Genomic DNA, 19,466 nt, shown 5'->3' with positions numbered 1-19,466 from the left:
TTTTCATGGAAAAGACCAAACAGGCCGTGCCGTTCGCGGTGCCGCGCCACGTGGCGATCATCATGGACGGCAATAACCGCTGGGCCAAGAAACGCTTTATGCCTGGCGTTGCCGGGCACAAGGCGGGGGTCGACGCGGTTCGTGCGGTCATCGAGGTGTGCGCCGAGGCAGGGGTCGAGGTGCTGACCCTGTTCGCCTTCTCCAGTGAGAACTGGCAGCGTCCGGCCGATGAAGTCAGTGCCTTGATGGACTTGTTCCTCAAGGCCCTGCGTCGTGAGGCCAAGCGCCTCAACGAGAACAAGATCAGCCTGCGGATCATCGGTGATCGCTCGCGCTTCCATCCTGAATTGCAGGCTGCGATGCGCGAAGCCGAATCCGCGACGGCGGGCCCTGATCGGTTTGTCCTGCAGATCGCTGCCAACTATGGTGGTCAGTGGGACATTGCCCAGGCTGCCCAACGGCTGGCGCGGGAAGTCCAGGCCGGGCACTTGCGCCCGGAAGACATCACGCCGGAACTGTTGCAGACCTGCCTGGCGACCGGCGACCTGCCGTTGCCGGACCTGTGCATCCGTACCGGTGGCGAACATCGCATCAGCAACTTCCTGCTCTGGCAGTTGGCGTATGCCGAGTTGTACTTCTCCGACCTGTTCTGGCCGGACTTCAAACACGAAGCCATGCGCACCGCACTGGCCGATTTCGCTTCCCGTCAGCGTCGCTTCGGTAAAACGAGCGAGCAGATCGAAGCTGGAGCCCGGGTTTAATGCTTAAACAACGAATCATCACTGCCTTGATCCTGTTGCCCATCGCCCTGGGTGGTTTCTTCCTGCTTGAAGGCGCCAGTTTTGCGCTGTTCATCGGGCTGGTCGTGACCTTGGGTGCGTGGGAATGGGCGCGGCTGGCGGGTTTTCCTGCGCAGTCGGCGCGCGTGGCCTACGCGGCGGCCGTGGCGGCCATGCTGTTTATCATGTACGTGGTGCCTGGTCTCGCGCCTTGGGTGCTGGGCGCCGCAGTGCTGTGGTGGGCGACGGCGACCTTCCTGGTACTGACCTATCCGCAGACTACCCATCATTGGGCCAATGCGGCGACCAAGCTGGTGATCGGCCTGTTGATCCTGCTGCCGGCCTGGCAGGGGCTGATCTGGATCAAGCAAGGCCCGCTGGGCAACTGGCAAATCATGGCTGTGATGGTGCTGGTGTGGGGTGCCGACGTCGGCGCCTACTTCTCCGGCAAGGCCTTCGGCAAGCGCAAGCTGGCGCCGAAGGTCAGCCCTGGCAAGAGCTGGGAAGGGGTCTATGGTGGCCTGGCCTTGAGCCTGGTGATCACGACCGTGGTCGGCTTTGTGCGGGACTGGACCGTCGCGCAGTTGCTGATGGGCCTTATTGGCGCCGCCTTGATCGTATTTGTATCCGTGGTCGGCGACCTGACCGAAAGCATGTTCAAGCGTCAATCGGGGATCAAGGACAGCAGTAACCTGCTGCCCGGTCACGGTGGCGTGCTGGATCGCATCGACAGCCTTACTGCCGCGATCCCGATCTTTGCCGTGCTGTTGTGGATGGCGGCGTCGTGAGTCGCCCCCAGCAGATCACTGTTCTCGGCGCGACCGGTTCGATCGGCCTGAGTACGCTTGACGTCATCGGGCGGCATCCGGAGCGGTACCAGGTGTTCGCCCTCAGTGGCTTCACGCGCATGAGTGAATTGCTGGCCCTGTGCATACGCCACACGCCGCGGTTTGCCGTGGTGCCTGAGGCCACTGTGGCGCGGGCGCTGCAGGACGATCTGCGCGCCGCTGGTTTGCAAACCCGTGTGTTGGTGGGGGAGGAGGGCCTCTGCCAAGTGGCGTCCGACCCAGAAGTCGACGCCGTGATGGCGGCAATTGTCGGTGCGGCGGGCTTGCGTCCGACGCTGGCGGCGGTGGAAGCCGGCAAGAAGATCCTGCTGGCCAACAAGGAAGCGCTGGTGATGTCCGGCGCCCTGTTCATGCAGGCTGTGCGCAAAAGCGGTTCGGTGTTGCTGCCCATCGACAGCGAGCACAATGCGATTTTTCAATGCATGCCGCGGGATTTTTCCCGTGGCCTCGGCGCGGTGGGTGTCCGGCGGATTTTGCTGACAGCCTCCGGTGGTCCGTTCCGGCAGACGCCGCTGGAAGAATTGGTGCATGTTTCACCCGAGCAGGCCTGTGCGCACCCGAACTGGTCCATGGGGCGCAAGATTTCCGTGGATTCGGCCAGCATGATGAACAAGGGGCTGGAGCTGATCGAGGCCTGTTGGCTGTTCGATGCCAAGCCGTCCCAGGTCGAGGTGGTGATTCATCCCCAGAGCGTGATTCACTCCCTGGTGGACTACGTCGACGGTTCGGTGCTGGCCCAGTTGGGCAATCCGGACATGCGCACTCCGATCGCCAATGCCCTGGCCTGGCCAGAGCGCATCGATTCGGGTGTTGCGCCGCTGGACCTGTTCGCCATCGCTCGCCTGGACTTCCAGGCGCCCGATGAGCAGCGTTTCCCCTGCCTGCGCCTGGCGCGCCAGGCGGCCGAGGCGGGCGACAGTGCGCCGGCCATGCTTAACGCCGCCAATGAAGTGGCGGTTGCAGCGTTTCTCGATGGACGTGTCCGTTACCTCGAGATCGCGAGTATCATCGAGGAAGTCTTGAATCTCGAGGCCGTGGTTTCGGTCAATGACCTCGATACGGTATTTACGGCGGATGCCAGGGCTCGTGAATTGGCGGGCCAATGGCTGCGGCGCCACGGGCGTTGAAGCTGCGATACGTTAGCCAGGGTTGCCCTGGACAGGATTGCGGAGAAAACAGATGAGCGCGCTCTATATGATTGTCGGCACCCTGGTTGCCTTGGGGGTGTTGGTCACATTTCACGAATTCGGTCATTTCTGGGTCGCGCGGCGCTGTGGCGTCAAGGTCCTGCGTTTCTCCGTGGGCTTTGGCATGCCCTTGTTGCGCTGGCACGACAAGAAAGGCACCGAGTTCGTCGTAGCGGCCATCCCGCTGGGCGGCTACGTCAAGATGCTCGACGAGCGCGAAGGCGAAGTCCCGGCCGACCAGCTCGATCAATCCTTCAATCGAAAGACCGTCCGTCAGCGTATCGCCATCGTCGCCGCGGGGCCGATCGCCAACTTCCTGCTGGCCATGGTGTTTTTCTGGGGCCTGGCCATGCTGGGCAGCGAGCAGGTGCGTCCGGTCATTGGTGCGGTGGAGTCGGGTAGCGTTGCCGCCCGTGCCGGGCTGGGTGCCGGGCAGGAAATCGTCGCTATCGATGGCGAGCCGACCTCGGGCTGGGCGGCGGTCAATCTGCAACTGGTGCGTCGCCTGGGTGAGAGCGGCTCGTTGCAACTGATGGTGCGCGAGCAGGGCTCCACGGTGGATTCGCCTCGTGAACTGGTCTTGGATAAATGGCTCAAGGGCGCCGACGAGCCGGATCCGATCCGGTCCCTGGGGATCCGCCCATGGCGTCCGGCGATGCCGCCGATACTCGCCGAGCTCGATCCGAAAGGCCCGGCCCAGGCCGCTGGCTTGAAGACCGGCGATCGGTTGCTGGCGCTCGACGGCCAGCCGGTCAGCGACTGGCAGCAGGTGGTCGATTCGGTTCGCGTACGTCCTGATAGCAAGATTGTGCTGCGCATCGAGCGTGACGGTGCTCCAATCGATGTCCCGGTGACCCTGGCCGCCCGCGGCGAGAGCAAGGCGCCAACCGGTTATCTGGGGGCGGGTGTCAAGGCTGTGGACTGGCCGCCGGAAATGATTCGCGAGGTCAGTTTCGGCCCTGTGGCGGCGATTGGCGAGGGTGCGCGTCGTACCTGGACCATGAGTGTCCTGACGCTGGACTCGCTCAAGAAAATGTTGTTCGGCGAGCTCTCGGTAAAAAACTTGAGTGGACCGATAACCATTGCTAAAGTGGCGGGCGCTTCTGCCCAGTCGGGCGTTGCTGATTTCCTGAATTTCCTTGCTTATCTGAGCATTAGCCTGGGAGTTCTGAATTTGCTGCCCATCCCGGTACTGGATGGGGGGCATCTGCTGTTTTATCTGATCGAGTGGGCGCGTGGTCGTCCCTTGTCGGATCGGGTGCAGGGTTGGGGGATACAGATAGGTATCAGCTTGGTGGTCGGGGTCATGTTGCTTGCCCTCGTCAACGATCTGGGTCGTCTGTAACGCTTCGCTGAATTGCGAATCTGCCGCATTTTGCGGCAGTTTGTTTATTGCCAGTTGGAATAAGAAAGGACTTCATGAAACGTCTGCTGCTAACTGCGGTTCTCACCGTATTGATGATCGCCGAAGTTCACGCCGAGTCCTTCACTATCTCTGATATTCGCGTCAATGGCCTCCAGCGGGTCTCCGCGGGTAGCGTCTTTGGTGCCTTGCCGTTGAACGTCGGCGAGCAGGCGGATGATCGGCGCCTGGTGGAATCCACGCGTGCGCTGTTCAAGACCGGCTTCTTTCAAGATATCCAACTGGGCCGTGACGGCAATGTCCTGGTCATCACCGTTGTCGAGCGCCCGTCGGTCGCCAGTATCGAGATCGAAGGCAACAAGGCGATCTCCACTGAAGACCTGATGAAAGGCCTCAAGCAATCCGGCCTGGCCGAAGGCGAGATCTTCCAGCGCGCCACCCTCGAAGGTGTACGTAACGAGCTGCAACGCCAGTACGTTGCCCAGGGCCGCTACTCGGCTACCGTCGACACCGAAGTGGTGCCGCAGCCGCGCAACCGCGTCGGCCTGAAGGTCAACATCAACGAAGGCACCGTGGCGGCCATCCAGCACATCAACGTGGTGGGCAACACGGTTTTCCCTGACGAAGACCTGATCGACCTGTTCGAACTCAAGACCACCAACTGGCTGTCGTTCTTCAAGAACGACGACAAGTACGCCCGTGAAAAACTCTCCGGTGACCTGGAGCGCCTGCGTTCCTACTACCTGGACCGCGGCTACATCAACATGGACATCGCCTCGACCCAGGTGTCCATCACCCCGGACAAGAAGCACGTCTACATCACTGTCAACGTCAACGAAGGCGAGAAGTACACCGTTCGTGACGTCAAGCTCAGCGGCGACCTGAAAGTGCCTGAAGACCAGGTCAAGTCGCTGCTGCTGGTGCAGAAGGGCCAGGTGTTCTCGCGCAAGCTGATGACCACCACGTCCGAACTGATCACTCGTCGCCTGGGTAACGAGGGCTACACCTTCGCCAACGTCAACGGCGTGCCACAGCCGCACGATGAAGACCACACCGTCGACATCACCTTCGCCGTGGACCCGGGCAAGCGTGCCTACGTCAACCGCATCAACTTCCGTGGCAACACCAAGTCCGAAGACGAAGTGCTGCGCCGCGAAATGCGCCAGATGGAAGGCGGCTGGGCCTCGACCTACCTGATCGACCAGTCCAAGACCCGCCTGGAGCGCCTGGGCTTCTTCAAGGAAGTCAACGTCGAGACCCCGGCCGTACCGGGCGTCGATGACCAGGTCGATGTGAACTACAGCGTCGAAGAGCAGGCTTCCGGCTCGATCACCGCCAGCGTCGGTTTTGCCCAGAGTGCCGGCTTGATCCTCGGTGGCTCGATCACCCAGAACAACTTCCTGGGTACCGGTAACAAGGTCAGCATCGGCTTGACCCGCAGTGAGTACCAGACCCGCTACAACTTCGGTTACGTGGACCCCTACTGGACTGCAGATGGTGTGAGCCTGGGCTACAACGCCTTCTACCGCACCACCGACTATGACGAGCTCGATTCTGATATCTCCAGCTATGCGGTGGACAGCTACGGTGTCGGCGCCAACGTGGGTTATCCGATCAGCGAGACTTCGCGCCTGACGTTCGGTCTGACTGCCCAGCAGGACAAGATCAATACGGGCCTCTACACCGTTGATGAAATCTTCGACTTCGTGAACAGGGAAGGCGATAGCTACCTGAACTTCAAGGCGTCTGCCGGCTGGTCCGAGTCGACCCTGAACAAAGGCGTATTGGCGACCCGTGGGCATTCCCAGAGCCTGGTGCTTGAAACTACGACCCCTGGCAGTGACTTGTCGTTCTTCAAACTCGACTATCGTGGCCAACTGTTCCAGCCGTTGACCGACAACTACACCATGCGTCTGCATACCGAGCTGGGCTATGGTGACGGCTACGGTTCGACCGACGGCCTGCCCTTCTATGAGAACTACTATGCGGGTGGTTTCAACTCGGTCCGTGGCTTCAAGGACAGCACTCTCGGTCCTCGCAGTACGCCAAGTCGTGGTGTAAATAGCACGGGGAACGTTGGTACAGCACTGGACCCGGATCAGGATCCGCTGCCGTTCGGTGGCAACGTACTTATCCAAGGCGGCGTCGAGGTTCTATTTCCGATGCCGTTCGTCAAGGATCAGCGCTCCCTGCGTACATCGGTATTCTGGGATGTGGGTAACGTATTCGACTCCAAGTGCGAGACCACCACTAATACTAACGGCACCAAGTCCGACACGCAGTGCAACGACATCAGCCTGAGCAACATGGCCAGTTCCGTCGGCGTAGGCGTGACCTGGGTCACCGCGCTGGGTCCTTTGAGCTTCGCATTGGCGATGCCGATCAAGAAACCGGATGACGCTGAAACCCAAGTGTTCCAATTCTCCCTCGGCCAGACGTTCTAAGCGTCTGACCCATGACAACGACAATGGATTTTGTAGGAGTACATCGTGCGTAAGTTGACTCAATTGGTTCTCCTGGCGACCGTACTGGTCGCTGGTCCGGCTTTTGCCGACATGAAGATCGCCGTGCTGAATTATCAGATGGCCCTGCTGGAATCCGACGCGGCGAAGAAGTACGCCGTGGATGCCGAGAAGAAATTCGGCCCGCAACTGACCAAGCTCAAGGGCCTGGAAAGCAGCGCCAAGGGCATTCAGGATCGTCTGGTCGCCGGTGGCGACAAGATGGCCCAGGGCGAGCGCGAGCGTCTGGAGCTTGAATTCAAGCAAAAGGCCCGTGACTTCCAGTTCCAGTCCAAGGAGCTGAACGAAGCGAAAGCTGTTGCCGATCGCGAAATGCTCAAGCAACTCAAGCCGAAACTCGACAGCGCCGTGGAAGAAGTCATCAAGAAAGGTGGTTTTGACCTGGTGTTCGAGCGTGGCGCAGTGATCGATGTCAAGCCTCAATACGACATCACGCGCCAGGTGATCGAGCGCATGAATCAGCTGAAGTAATCCATGACCGCGACCATCAAGCTCGGCCAATTGGCCGAGTTCCTCGGTGCCACCCTGCGTGGCGACCCGGAGAAGGCAATTACTGGGCTAGCCACTTTGCAAGAGGCTGGCCCAGCTCAGTTGAGCTTTCTGGCAAATCCTCAATACCGCAAGTACCTGGCCGACAGCCGGGCAGCCGCGTTGTTGCTCAAGGCCGCTGATGCCGATGGGTTTGCCGGCGATGCCCTGATCGTGCCCGATCCGTACCTGGCGTATGCCCGCATTTCCCATCTGTTCGATCCCAAGCCGAAATCGGCTGCCGGTATTCATCCCAGCGCCGTGATCGCGGCAGATGCCGTGGTTGATCCCACGGCCAGCGTCGGCCCATTCGTGGTCGTCGAAAGCGCGGCCCGTATCGGTGCCGGCGTCACGCTGGGTGCCCATTGTGTCATTGGCGCACGCAGCGAGATCGGCGAAGGCGGTTGGCTGGCACCACGGGTCACCCTGTATCACGATGTGCGCATCGGCAAGCGGGTCGTGATTCAGTCTGGCGCAGTACTGGGCGGCGAAGGGTTCGGGTTTGCCAACGAGAAAGGCATCTGGCAGAAAATTGCCCAGATCGGCGGCGTCACCGTTGGTGATGACGTGGAGATTGGCGTCAACACCGCGATCGACCGTGGTGCCCTGGCCGACACGGTCATCGGCAATGGCGTCAAGCTCGACAACCAGATCCAGATCGCCCACAACGTCCAGGTCGGTGACCACACCGCCATGGCCGCCTGCGTGGGCATCTCCGGCAGCACCAAGATCGGCAAGCACTGCATGCTCGCCGGTGGCGTGGGGCTGGTGGGTCATATCGATATCTGTGACAACGTATTCCTGACCGGGATGACCATGGTGACCCACTCGATTACCGAGCCAGGTGCCTACTCTTCCGGTACGGCCATGCAGCCGGCAGCCGAATGGCGCAAGAGCGCGGCGCGTATCCGCCAGCTCGACGACATCGCGCGGCGCCTGAAGCAGGTGGAAAAGCGTGTAGGGGACGTGACCCCTGGCGGTAATGCTTCATCAGATGGCTGATACCATTTCCATATCAAGTGTGCACAGCCGTTAGGGCATCTTGATTTGCTAGCGGAGTGCGCGTCACTCGTGCGCTTCCAATCTTTACATAGGCTTCCCCCCGAAATGATGGACATCAACGAGATTCGCGAATACCTGCCTCACCGTTACCCGTTCCTGCTGGTGGATCGGGTGGTGGACCTGGACGTTGAAGGCAAGCGCATTCGCGCCTACAAGAATGTCAGCATCAACGAGCCGTTCTTCAATGGTCACTTCCCTGCGCATCCAATCATGCCGGGTGTATTGATCATCGAGGCAATGGCTCAGGCTGCCGGGATCCTTGGTTTCAAAATGCTCGACGTAAAACCTGCCGACGGCACGCTCTATTACTTCGTCGGTTCCGACAAGCTGCGTTTCCGCCAGCCAGTCACCCCGGGCGATCAGTTGATCCTCGAAGCCAAGTTCATCAGTTGCAAGCGCCAGATCTGGAAATTCGAATGCCAGGCTTCGGTCGACGGCAAGCCAGTCTGCTCCGCTGAAATCATCTGTGCGGAACGCAAACTATGAGTTTGATTGACCCTCGCGCAATCATCGATCCGACGGCCGTTCTGGCCGCCGATGTCGAGGTCGGCCCGTGGTCGATTGTCGGCGCAGGTGTGGAAATCGGCGAGGGTACGGTGATCGGTCCCCACGTAATTCTCAAGGGACCGACCCGGATTGGTCGGCACAATCGCATCTACCAGTTTTCTTCGGTAGGCGAGGACACGCCCGATCTCAAGTACAAAGGTGAAGAAACCCGTCTGGTCATCGGCGATCACAACGTGATCCGCGAAGGCGTGACGATTCACCGTGGCACCGTTCAGGATCGTTCCGAAACGACCCTGGGCGACCACAACCTGATCATGGCCTACGCGCACATCGGCCATGACAGCGTGATTGGCAACCATTGCATCCTGGTCAACAACACTGCACTGGCCGGTCATGTGCACGTGGACGATTGGGCGATCCTGTCCGGTTTCACCCTGGTGCACCAGTATTGCCATATCGGCGCCCACAGCTTCTCTGGCATGGGCACTGCCATCGGCAAGGATGTCCCGGCCTATGTCACGGTGTTCGGTAACCCGGCCGAAGCCCGCAGCATGAACTTCGAAGGCATGCGCCGTCGTGGCTTCAGCGAAGAGGCGATTACGGCGCTGCGTCGCGCCTACAAGGTCGTGTATCGCCAGGGCCTGACGGTCGAGCAGGCGCTCGCCGAATTGGCCGAGGCTTCGGCGCAACACCCGGAAGTCGCGATTTTCCGTGACTCCATCCAGTCTTCGACCCGCGGCATCACTCGCTGACCATGGCTAATTTGCGTATTGCACTGGTGGCGGGAGAGGCTTCCGGTGACATTCTGGGCGCCGGTCTGATGCGCGCGCTCAAGGTGCAGCATCCCGCTGTCGAATTCATTGGTGTTGGCGGGCCGTTGATGGAGGCCGAAGGCCTGGCGTCCTATTTCCCGATGGAACGCCTGTCGGTGATGGGCCTGGTGGAAGTACTCGGTCGCCTGCGCGAGCTGCTGGCCCGGCGCAAGAAGCTGATCCAGACCCTGATCGACGAAAAACCGGATGTGTTCATCGGCATCGATGCGCCGGATTTCACCCTCAATATCGAACTCAAGTTACGTCAGGCCGGTATCAAGACCGTGCATTACGTCAGCCCGTCGGTCTGGGCCTGGCGGCAGAAGCGGGTGCTCAAGATTCGCGAAGGTTGCGACCTGATGCTGACGCTGCTGCCGTTCGAAGCCCGGTTCTACGAAGAGAAGGGCGTGCCGGTGCGGTTTGTCGGGCACACCCTGGCCGATACCATTCCCCTGGAAGCCGACCGCGACGCGGCCCGCCAGGCGTTGGGCCTGCCCGAGGGGCCACTGGTGGCCTTGATGCCCGGCAGCCGGGGCGGCGAAGTGAGTCGCTTGGGCGGTCTGTTTTTCGACGCCGCCGAACGCCTTCGGGCGCTGCGACCCGGTGTACGTTTTGTCCTGCCGTGTGCCAGTGCGCAGCGTCGCGTCCAGTTGGAAGCGCTGCTGGTCGGCCGCGATTTGCCGGTGACACTGCTCGACGGTCGTTCCCACGAAGCGTTGGCGGCCTGCGATGCCGTGTTGATTGCTTCCGGCACTGCTACCCTTGAGGCGCTGTTGTATAAGCGCCCGATGGTGGTCGCCTATCGCCTGGCCCCGCTGACGTTCTGGATTCTCAAGCGCATGGTCAAGAGCCCCTACGTGTCCTTGCCGAACCTGTTGGCCCAGCGCTTGCTGGTGCCGGAGCTGTTGCAGGACGATGCGACCGCCGAGGCGCTGGCTACCACGCTGTCGCCCTTGATCGATGGCGGCGAGGAACAGACCCGGGGATTTGATGAAATCCATCGTACGTTGCGTCGTGATGCTTCCAACCAGGCGGCGGACGCGGTACTGACCCTGATTGGCGCAAAACCATGAGCAACTCAAAGCTACAGATGGGCCTGGACTTCAACCTGGTCGCCGAAGTGGAAGAACTGGTGGCCGGTGTCGATGAAGTGGGGCGTGGCCCGTTGTGCGGCGCGGTGGTGACGGCGGCGGTGATTCTTGATCCGAAGCGGCCGATCCTTGGCCTCAACGATTCGAAGAAACTCACTGAAGCCCGTCGCGAAAAGCTCTACGACGAGATCTGCGAGAAAGCCTTGAGCTGGTGCATCGCCCGGGCCGAAGTCGAAGAAATCGATGAACTCAATATCCTGCACGCCACCATGCTTGCCATGCAGCGTGCCGTGCAGGGCCTGCACATCACGCCGAAACTGGCGATGATCGATGGCAATCGCTGCCCGAAACTGTCGATGCGCGCCGAAGCGGTGATCCAGGGCGACGGCAAGGTGCCGGCCATCGCGGCGGCCTCGATTCTGGCGAAGGTCAGCCGTGACCGGGAAATGGCCGCTTTCGAATTGATTTACCCGGGCTATGGCATCGGCGGCCACAAGGGTTACCCGACCCCCGTTCATCTAGAAGCCCTGGCGCGCCTTGGGCCAACGCCGATCCATCGGCGTTCGTTCGCCCCGGTGCGGCTGGCTTATGAAGCTCGTGATGGCTTGATCGTGGGTAATCAGGCTACGGTCTCTTGATGCAGGCCTTTGTGGCGAGGGGATAAATCCCCTCGCCACAAAGGCAGTATTTGCCAGGCAGAAGACTCATGGCTGATGTTTTACCCAAGGCCCGGTACAATCCGGGCCTTGTTGTTTTCATGACTTAACGCAGGATCACTATGCCGGCTTCATTCGTTCATCTACGCCTGCACACTGAATACTCCCTGGTCGACGGTCTGGTGCGGATCAAGCCCCTGGTCAAGACCCTGGTGGGCATGAACATGCCTGCCGTGGCGGTCACCGACCAGAACAACATGTGTTCGCTGGTCAAGTTCTACAAGGCCGCCATGGGCGCCGGGATCAAGCCGATCTGTGGTGCCGACCTGTGGCTGTCGAACAAGGATCCGGACGCTCCGCTGAGCCGTATCAGCCTGTTGGTGATGAATGCCCTGGGTTATCGCAACCTCACCGAGCTGATCTCCCGTGGTTTTATCGACGGCCAGCGCAACGGCTCGATCATCATCGAGCGCGAGTGGGTGGCCGAGGCCAGCGAAGGGCTGATCATGCTGTCGGCGGCCAAGGAAGGTGAAATCGGTCTGGCGCTGCTCAGTGGCAACCCCGAGGAAGCCGAGACCCTGGCCCGTGACTGGATGTCGGTGTTCCCGGATCGCTTCTACATCGAAGTGCAGCGCACCAATCGTCCGAATGACGAAGAGCACCTGCACGCCGCCGTGGTCCTGGCCGACAAGATCGGCGCGCCGCTGGTGGCGACCAACGATGTGCGGTTCATCAAGCAGGACGATTTCGAAGCTCACGAAACCCGCGTTTGCATCGGTGAGGGCCGTGCCCTCGATGATCCGCGACGGTCGAAGAACTACAGCAACCAGCAATACCTCAAGAGCGCCGAGGAAATGGCCGAGTTGTTCAGTGACCTGCCCGAGGCGCTGGAAAACACCGTCGAGATCGCCAAGCGCTGCAACATCGACGTGAAGCTGGGCAAACACTTCCTGCCCAACTTCCCGATCCCCGATGGCATGACCATCGACGAGTATTTCCGCAAGGTGTCCTTCGACGGCCTTGAGGAGCGCCTCAGCGTCCTGTTGCCCAAGGACACCACCGAAGATTACGAAGCCAAGCGCCAGGTCTATGTCGACCGGTTGAATTTCGAGCTGGATATCATTATCCAGATGGGCTTTCCCGGCTATTTCCTGATCGTGATGGACTTTATCCAGTGGGCCAAGAACAACGGCGTGCCGGTGGGCCCAGGCCGTGGGTCGGGTGCCGGGTCGCTGGTGGCCTATGTGCAGAAGATCACCGACCTCGACCCGCTGGAATATGACCTGCTGTTCGAACGTTTCCTCAACCCGGAACGGGTATCCATGCCCGACTTCGACGTCGACTTCTGCATGGACGGTCGCGACCGGGTGATCGACTACGTGGCCGAGAAGTATGGCCGCAACGCGGTGAGCCAGATCATCACCTTCGGTTCCATGGCCGCCAAGGCTGTGGTGCGCGACGTGGCGCGGGTGCAGGGCAAGTCCTACGGCTTGGCGGATCGTCTGTCGAAGATGATTCCGTTCGAAGTCGGCATGACCCTGGAAAAAGCCTACGAGCAGGAAGAAATCCTGCGGGACTTCATCAAGGTCGATGAAGAAGCCGCGGAAATCTGGGAGATGGCCCGCAAGCTTGAAGGCGTGGTGCGTAACGTCGGCAAGCACGCCGGCGGCGTGGTGATCGCGCCGACCAAACTGACTGACTTCTCGCCGATCTATTGCGACGAAGAAGGCGACGGCCTGGTGACCCAGTTCGACAAGGATGACGTCGAGGCGGCGGGCCTGGTGAAGTTCGACTTCCTCGGCCTGCGCACCCTGACCATCATCGACTGGGCGCTGAAAACCATCAACCGTGACCGGGCCAAGGTCGGTGAAGAACCGCTGGACATCGCCTTCATCCCGCTGGATGACAAGCCGACCTACAGCCTGTTGCAAAAAGCCGAAACCACGGCGGTGTTCCAGCTTGAATCCCGGGGCATGAAGGAGCTGATCAAAAAGCTCAAGCCCGACTGCCTGGAAGACCTGATCGCACTGGTGGCCCTGTTCCGTCCGGGCCCGCTGCAATCGGGCATGGTGGATGACTTCATCAACCGTAAGCACGGCCGCGCCGAGCTGGCATACCCGCACTCGGACTATCAGTACGAAGGCTTGAAACCGGTGCTCGCACCGACCTACGGCATCATCCTGTATCAGGAACAGGTGATGCAGATTGCCCAGGTCATGGCCGGTTACACCCTCGGCGGCGCGGACATGCTGCGTCGGGCGATGGGTAAGAAAAAACCCGAGGAAATGGCCAAGCAACGCGGCGGTTTCATTGAGGGTTGCGCCACCAACGGCATCGACCCTGACCTGGCCGGTAACATTTTCGACCTGGTGGAAAAGTTCGCCGGCTACGGCTTCAACAAATCCCACTCCGCGGCCTATGGCCTGGTGTCGTACCAGACCGCGTGGCTGAAGGCGCACTACCCGGCGCCGTTCATGGCCGCGGTACTGTCGGCGGATATGCACAACACCGACAAGGTCGTGACCTTGATCGAAGAAGTGCGGACCATGAAGCTGCGCCTCGACGCACCGGACGTGAACGCTTCGGAGTTCAAGTTCACGGTGAACGACGAAGGCCGCATCATTTACGGCCTGGGCGCGATCAAGGGCGTGGGCGAGGGGCCGGTGGAAGCCATTACCGAAGCGCGCCAGGACGGGCCATTCAAGGACCTGTTCGATTTCTGCGCCCGGGTTGACCTCAAGCGCATCAACAAGCGCACCCTCGACGGATTGATCCGCAGTGGTGCCCTGGACCGGCTGGGACCTTACTTCCAGGATGAGCCCAAGGCCTACCAGGCCAACATCGACCGCAACCGCGCGGTGTTGCTGGCGGCGATGGAGGAGGCGATCAAGGCCGCCGAACAGACCGCCCGTACCCATGACAGCGGCCACGCCGACCTGTTTGGCGGGCTGTTCGTCGAAGAAGACGCCGATGTCTATGGCAACCATCGCAAGGCCAAGGAGCTGACCCTCAAGGAACGCCTCAAGGGTGAGAAAGACACCTTGGGCCTGTACCTCACCGGTCACCCGATCGACGAATACGAAGGCGAGATCCGCCGCTTCGCCCGTCAGCGCATCATCGACCTCAAGCCGGCACGCGACACGCAGACCGTCGCCGGCATGATCATCGCCCTGCGGGTGATGAAGAACAAAAAGGGCGACAAGATGGGCTTCATCACCCTCGACGACCGCTCCGGGCGCATCGAGGCCTCATTGTTCGCCGATGCGTTCCACTCGGCGCAGTCGCTGTTGCAGACTGACGCGATGGTGGTGGTGGAAGGCGAGGTCAGCAACGATGACTTTTCCGGTGGCCTGCGCCTGCGGGTCAAGCGGGTGATGAGCATGGAAGATGCCCGTACCAACCTGGCTGAAAGCCTGCGCCTGAAGTTGCAGACCCAGGATCTCAAGGGCGATCAGCTACGCTGGTTGGGCGAATTGTTCAAGCGCCATCGCGGTGCCTGCCCGATCACCATGGAGTATGTACGCCCCGACGCCAAGGCTGTGTTGCAGTTCGGCGAAGGCTGGCGGATCGATCCGGCGGATGCGTTGATTCAAGCCTTGCGTGACCAGTTCGGCAAAGACAACGTCTTCCTCCAATACCGTTGACGGCCAGGGGCCATTCTCGAAACCGAAATACCCCTGATCTCGACCCGAATTTTTAATCTCGACCTGAACGCGCCTCTCCCTTAAGGTAGGCGCGAATAGACAACCGGCCGGCCCAAGCTCTCTTGGACGTCGACCCAAGACGGACGCCTATGAACCCGAATTTTCTAGATTTCGAACAGCCGATCGCCGACCTGCAAGCCAAGATCGAAGAGTTGCGCTTGGTCGGTAATGACAATTCGCTGAATATCGGCGATGAAATCTCTCGTCTGCAGGACAAAAGTCGCACGCTGACCGAAGACATCTTCGGCAAGCTGACCAGCTGGCAGATCGCCCGCCTGGCGCGTCATCCACGTCGTCCCTATACCCTGGACTACATCGACCACATCTTCACCGAGTTCGATGAGCTGCATGGCGACCGCCACTTCTCCGACGACGCCGCGATCGTCGGCGGTGTCGCCCGCCTGGACGACCAGCCGGTGATGGTTATCGGTCATCAGAAAGGCCGTGAAGTGCGCGAGAAGGTGCGCCGCAACTTCGGCATGCCGCGTCCGGAAGGCTACCGCAAGGCCTGCCGCCTGATGGAAATGGCCGAGCGCTTCAAGATGCCGATCCTGACCTTCATCGACACGCCGGGCGCCTACCCGGGCATCGACGCCGAAGAGCGCAACCAGAGCGAGGCGATTGCCTGGAACCTGCGCGTCATGGCGCGCCTGAAAACCCCGATCATCGCCACTGTAATTGGCGAAGGTGGTTCCGGCGGTGCACTGGCCATCGGTGTCTGCGACCAGTTGAACATGCTGCAATATTCCACCTATGCGGTGATCTCGCCGGAAGGCTGCGCCTCGATCCTGTGGAAAACCGCCGAGAAGGCGCCGGATGCCGCTGAGGCCATGGGCATTACCGCCGAACGTCTCAAAGGCCTGGGCATCGTCGACAAAGTGATCAACGAGCCAGTCGGCGGCGCTCACCGCGACCCGGCTGCGGCTGCGGCACTGATCCGCGCCGAGCTGAGCTCGCAATTGTCGATGCTCAAGAAGTTCGACAACGAAGCGCTGCTGGCTCGTCGCTACGAGCGGTTGATGAGCTACGGCCTCTGATTCAGCGCTGTACCCCTGTGTGGGAGCGAGCTTGCTCGCGATGACGGGTTAACATTCAACAGATAAGTTGACTGAGATACCGCTATCGCGAGCAAGCTCGCTCCCACATTTGATTTGTGTGAAGGCAGTTGCGATGAATCAGCCCACGATTGATCTGCCAACCCGGCTCCTCAAACATATGCTCCCCTGGCGCAACGCCGCCACCTGGCGCATCGCCTTCTCCGGCGGCCTCGACTCCACCGTCCTGCTGCACCTGCTCGTAACCCTTTCGCAACGCCAACCCTTGCCCGCGCTGAGCGCTATTCATGTGCATCACGGCCTCCAGGCTGTAGCTGAGGCGTGGCCGGACCATTGTCGTTCGGTCTGCGCGGCCCTGGGCGTGCCGCTGGACGTGGTGACTGTGCATGTGCGCCCTGGCGCCAGTGTCGAGCGCGCCGCGCGGGAAGCGCGTTACGCGGCCTTTGTAGCGGCGATCCATAGCAATGAAGTGCTGCTTACCGCCCAGCATCGCGATGACCAGGCCGAAACCCTGCTGTTTCGCCTGCTAAGGGGAGCGGGGGTGAAGGGCTTGGCGGCGATGCCTCCGCAGCGTCCGTTGGGCCAAGGGCATTTGCTGCGGCCCTTGCTCGATGTGTCCCGTGTGGAGCTGGAAGCCTATGCGAGGCAGCAGGGCTTGAGCTGGATCGAAGACCCGTCCAACGACGACCATCGGTACGCGCGCAATTATCTGCGCCAGCGGGTTTTTCCAGTGTTGGCCGAGCAATGGCCCCAAGCTTCGACGACCCTGGCTCGCAGCGCTGCGCACATGGGTGAAGCCCAAACTTTGCTGGACGATTTGGCGCGGATCGACCTGGCCCAGGCCGCGACTCCGGGCGTGTTCGACTGGCTCGGGCTGCAATCCCTGGCGCTGGCGCCGTTGCGGGCCTTGTCGCCGGCCCGTCAGCGCAACGCTTTGAGCCACTGGCTGGCACGGATGACCCTGCTGCCCGATACCGATCACTGGTCGGGCTGGGACTCGTTGCGCGATGCCGCCGACGATGCCCGACCGATCTGGCGCCTGGCCGGTGGCGAGCTGCACCGGGCCGCCGGGCGGGTCTGGTGGTTATCCGACCACTGGCTATGTTCGCTGCCAGGCACCGTCGACTGGGCCGATCCGGCGGTTGCGCTGCGGCTGCCGGGCAATGGTCGGGTGGTGCTCGACGGCACGCCGCCTGCGGGGCCGCTCAGCGTGCGCTATCGTCAGGGCGGCGAGGTAATGGCGTTACAGGGTCGTGGTCACCGTGACCTCAAGCGTTTGCTCAATGAAAAGGCCGTGCCGGCGTTCGTTCGAGGTCGATTGCCGCTGCTCTATCAGGGCGAGCAATTGCTGGCGGTAGCCAATCTGGCCGGGCTCGATGCACAGCCTGATGGCCGTTGGCAATTGATCTGGACGCCAGGAAGCCAAGATCTGGGTTTGAGCTGAAAGGGGCTTTCCGGTAGACTACGCTCCCTTCTTGATACAACTTCTGTGGATTCGCCTGAATTGCAGGAGTTGCCGATTACCAAGCAGTCTTTGCTGGGCGATTCCAAAAAATGTGTAGCGAGCAACGTACCGGTGATTTCACTTCCGGTCTGTCCCAACGCGGCGGTTTTTTTGAAAGGTGCACTGTGATTAATGCAGGTGATCGGGGGCTTCGGCCTTCCTTCGCTTTCCCCGGCGGCTCGGACCGCTTTAACGCAGACTTCTAGGGTTTTTCATGACGCGCTACATATTCGTCACGGGCGGTGTTGTTTCTTCATTGGGGAAAGGCATTGCCTCGGCTTCATTGGCGGCCATCCTGGAGGCGCGGGGACTTAAGGTCACCATGCTCAAGCTGGACCCGTACATCAACGTTGACCCGGGCACCATGAGCCCGTTCCAGCACGGTGAAGTGTTCGTCACCCACGACGGCGCCGAGACCGACCTGGACCTGGGCCACTACGAGCGGTTCATCCGCACGACCATGACCCAGAACAACAACTTCACCACCGGCCGTGTCTACGAACACGTGCTGCGCAAGGAGCGGCGTGGTGACTACCTGGGCGCGACCATCCAGGTCATCCCGCACATCACCGACGAAATCAAGCGCCGCATCATCAAGGGTGCGGGCGATGCCGACGTGGCGATGGTCGAAATCGGCGGCACCGTGGGCGACATCGAGTCCCAGCCGTTCCTCGAGGCCATCCGCCAGTTGCGTTTCGAAATCGGCGCCAAGCGCGCGATGCTGATGCACCTGACACTGGTGCCGTACATCGCCACGGCCGGCGAAACCAAGACCAAGCCCACCCAGCACTCGGTCAAGGAACTGCGTTCCATCGGCCTGCAGCCGGACGTGCTGATCTGCCGCTCCGATCACCCGATCGACATCTCGTCGCGTCGCAAGATCGCCCAGTTCACCAACGTTGAAGAACGCGCGGTCATCGGCCTGGAAGACGCCGACACCATCTACAAGATCCCGGGGATCCTGCACTCCCAGGGCCTGGACGACTTCGTCGTCGAGCGCTTCGGCCTGCAATGCGCCAGCGCCGATCTGTCCGAATGGGAAGCCGTGGTCGATGCCAAGCTCAACCCTGAGCACGAAGTCACCATCGCCATGGTCGGCAAGTACATGGAACTGCTGGACGCCTACAAGTCGCTGATCGAGGCGATGAGTCACGCTGGCATCAGCAACCGTACCAAGGTCAACCTGCGCTACATCGATTCCGAAGACATCGAGAACCAGGGCACCGGCCTGCTCGAAGGCGCCGATGCGATCCTCGTGCCGGGCGGCTTCGGCCTGCGGGGCGTGGAAGGCAAGATCACTGCCGTGCAATACGCTCGCGAAAACAAGGTGCCTTACCTGGGTATCTGCCTGGGCATGCAAGTGGCGGTCATCGAGTTCGCCCGTAACGTGCTGGGCTGGAAAGACGCCAACTCCACCGAGTTCGATCGCGCCAGCGGCCATCCGGTCGTGGGCCTGATCACCGAGTGGGAAGATGCCACTGGTGCGGTGGAAGTGCGTACCGAAAGTTCGGACCTGGGCGGCACCATGCGTCTCGGTGCCCAGGAATGCCTGCTGGAAGCCGGTTCCAAGGTGCACGATTGCTACGCCAAGGATGTGATCGTCGAGCGTCACCGTCATCGCTATGAAGTGAACAACAACCTGCTGCCGCAGTTGATCGAAGCTGGCCTGAAAATCTCCGGTCGTTCCGGTGACGGCGCGCTGGTCGAAGTGGTCGAGGCCCCGGATCACCCATGGTTCGTCGCCTGCCAGTTCCACCCCGAGTTCACCTCGACGCCACGGGACGGTCATCCGCTGTTCAGCGGTTTCGTGAAGGCCGCTTTGGCTCAACACCAGAAAAAGGCATAAGA

At 61.0% G+C, this 19,466-nt stretch carries 15 protein-coding genes; all 15 read left to right on the top strand.

The window, feature by feature from the left end; all coding sequences use genetic code 11:
- Positions 1–5: 5 nt before the first annotated feature.
- Positions 6–761 carry a polyprenyl diphosphate synthase gene (uppS, locus tag AB4O22_RS21000; RefSeq protein ID WP_003198241.1) on the top strand — a complete coding sequence of 252 codons (756 nt, stop codon included), beginning with the start codon at positions 6–8 and terminating at the stop codon, positions 759–761.
- Complete coding sequence (locus AB4O22_RS20995) at positions 761–1,567, top strand: phosphatidate cytidylyltransferase (RefSeq protein WP_223472588.1); 807 nt, start codon at positions 761–763, stop codon at positions 1,565–1,567. Before uppS ends, AB4O22_RS20995 begins: the two co-directional genes overlap by 1 nt.
- Entirely contained in the window at positions 1,564–2,754 is a 1,191-nt protein-coding gene (gene ispC, locus AB4O22_RS20990) for a 1-deoxy-D-xylulose-5-phosphate reductoisomerase (protein ID WP_223472587.1), read from the top strand. Before AB4O22_RS20995 ends, ispC begins: the two co-directional genes overlap by 4 nt.
- A 52-nt stretch (positions 2,755–2,806) precedes the next feature.
- Positions 2,807–4,159 carry an RIP metalloprotease RseP gene (gene rseP, locus AB4O22_RS20985; protein WP_027913160.1) on the top strand — a complete coding sequence of 451 codons (1,353 nt, stop codon included), beginning with the start codon at positions 2,807–2,809 and terminating at the stop codon, positions 4,157–4,159.
- 74 nt (positions 4,160–4,233) lie between these two features.
- Positions 4,234–6,621: an outer membrane protein assembly factor BamA gene (bamA, locus tag AB4O22_RS20980; protein WP_460097062.1), complete on the top strand. Its 2,388-nt coding sequence runs from the start codon at positions 4,234–4,236 to the stop codon at positions 6,619–6,621.
- 45 nt (positions 6,622–6,666) lie between these two features.
- The gene (locus AB4O22_RS20975; protein WP_003184901.1) at positions 6,667–7,170 is read left to right on the top strand and encodes an OmpH/Skp family outer membrane protein; all 504 of its coding nucleotides are present in this window, start codon (positions 6,667–6,669) and stop codon (positions 7,168–7,170) included.
- A 3-nt stretch (positions 7,171–7,173) separates the two neighbouring features.
- Positions 7,174–8,229 carry a UDP-3-O-(3-hydroxymyristoyl)glucosamine N-acyltransferase gene (lpxD, locus tag AB4O22_RS20970; RefSeq protein ID WP_057451692.1) on the top strand — a complete coding sequence of 352 codons (1,056 nt, stop codon included), beginning with the start codon at positions 7,174–7,176 and terminating at the stop codon, positions 8,227–8,229.
- 105 nt (positions 8,230–8,334) lie between these two features.
- Entirely contained in the window at positions 8,335–8,775 is a 441-nt protein-coding gene (fabZ, locus tag AB4O22_RS20965; RefSeq protein ID WP_003184897.1) for a 3-hydroxyacyl-ACP dehydratase FabZ, read from the top strand.
- Positions 8,772–9,548, top strand: a complete 777-nt coding sequence (gene lpxA / locus AB4O22_RS20960; protein ID WP_003198252.1) for an acyl-ACP--UDP-N-acetylglucosamine O-acyltransferase — start codon at positions 8,772–8,774, stop codon at positions 9,546–9,548. Before fabZ ends, lpxA begins: the two co-directional genes overlap by 4 nt.
- A gap of 2 nt (positions 9,549–9,550) precedes the next feature.
- A complete protein-coding gene (gene lpxB, locus AB4O22_RS20955) occupies positions 9,551–10,681 on the top strand; it encodes a lipid-A-disaccharide synthase (RefSeq protein ID WP_013692384.1) in 1,131 nt (376 codons plus the stop codon).
- Positions 10,678–11,337, top strand: a complete 660-nt coding sequence (rnhB, locus tag AB4O22_RS20950) for a ribonuclease HII (protein WP_028237208.1) — start codon at positions 10,678–10,680, stop codon at positions 11,335–11,337. The genes lpxB and rnhB overlap by 4 nt, the downstream gene beginning before the upstream one ends.
- A 140-nt stretch (positions 11,338–11,477) precedes the next feature.
- Entirely contained in the window at positions 11,478–14,999 is a 3,522-nt protein-coding gene (gene dnaE / locus AB4O22_RS20945) for a DNA polymerase III subunit alpha (protein WP_223470239.1), read from the top strand.
- Between the two features lie 149 nt (positions 15,000–15,148).
- Positions 15,149–16,096, top strand: a complete 948-nt coding sequence (locus AB4O22_RS20940) for an acetyl-CoA carboxylase carboxyltransferase subunit alpha (protein ID WP_003198261.1) — start codon at positions 15,149–15,151, stop codon at positions 16,094–16,096.
- Between the two features lie 133 nt (positions 16,097–16,229).
- Positions 16,230–17,558, top strand: coding sequence for a tRNA lysidine(34) synthetase TilS (gene tilS / locus AB4O22_RS20935; protein WP_460097060.1), 1,329 nt, complete (start codon positions 16,230–16,232; stop codon positions 17,556–17,558).
- A 274-nt stretch (positions 17,559–17,832) separates the two neighbouring features.
- Entirely contained in the window at positions 17,833–19,464 is a 1,632-nt protein-coding gene (locus AB4O22_RS20930; RefSeq protein ID WP_003198266.1) for a CTP synthase, read from the top strand.
- Positions 19,465–19,466: the final 2 nt, after the last annotated feature.

This window comes from Pseudomonas sp. S3_B11 (assembly GCF_054667715.1).
Note: the sequence above shows the minus strand (reverse complement) of the source record. Positions and strands in the feature narration are given on the sequence as shown.

Excerpts from the sequence above, each read along its gene's own strand:
- uppS (WP_003198241.1), top strand. The coding sequence starts at position 6 with ATGGAAAAGACCAAACAGGCCGTGCCGTTCGCGGTGCCGCGCCACGTG.
- AB4O22_RS20995 (WP_223472588.1), top strand. The coding sequence starts at position 761 with ATGCTTAAACAACGAATCATCACTGCCTTGATCCTGTTGCCCATCGCC.
- rseP (WP_027913160.1), top strand. The coding sequence starts at position 2,807 with ATGAGCGCGCTCTATATGATTGTCGGCACCCTGGTTGCCTTGGGGGTG.
- bamA (WP_460097062.1), top strand. The coding sequence starts at position 4,234 with ATGAAACGTCTGCTGCTAACTGCGGTTCTCACCGTATTGATGATCGCC.
- lpxD (WP_057451692.1), top strand. The coding sequence starts at position 7,174 with ATGACCGCGACCATCAAGCTCGGCCAATTGGCCGAGTTCCTCGGTGCC.
- fabZ (WP_003184897.1), top strand. The coding sequence starts at position 8,335 with ATGATGGACATCAACGAGATTCGCGAATACCTGCCTCACCGTTACCCG.
- lpxA (WP_003198252.1), top strand. The coding sequence starts at position 8,772 with ATGAGTTTGATTGACCCTCGCGCAATCATCGATCCGACGGCCGTTCTG.
- lpxB (WP_013692384.1), top strand. The coding sequence starts at position 9,551 with ATGGCTAATTTGCGTATTGCACTGGTGGCGGGAGAGGCTTCCGGTGAC.
- rnhB (WP_028237208.1), top strand. The coding sequence starts at position 10,678 with ATGAGCAACTCAAAGCTACAGATGGGCCTGGACTTCAACCTGGTCGCC.
- dnaE (WP_223470239.1), top strand. The coding sequence starts at position 11,478 with ATGCCGGCTTCATTCGTTCATCTACGCCTGCACACTGAATACTCCCTG.
- AB4O22_RS20940 (WP_003198261.1), top strand. The coding sequence starts at position 15,149 with ATGAACCCGAATTTTCTAGATTTCGAACAGCCGATCGCCGACCTGCAA.
- tilS (WP_460097060.1), top strand. The coding sequence starts at position 16,230 with ATGAATCAGCCCACGATTGATCTGCCAACCCGGCTCCTCAAACATATG.
- AB4O22_RS20930 (WP_003198266.1), top strand. The coding sequence starts at position 17,833 with ATGACGCGCTACATATTCGTCACGGGCGGTGTTGTTTCTTCATTGGGG.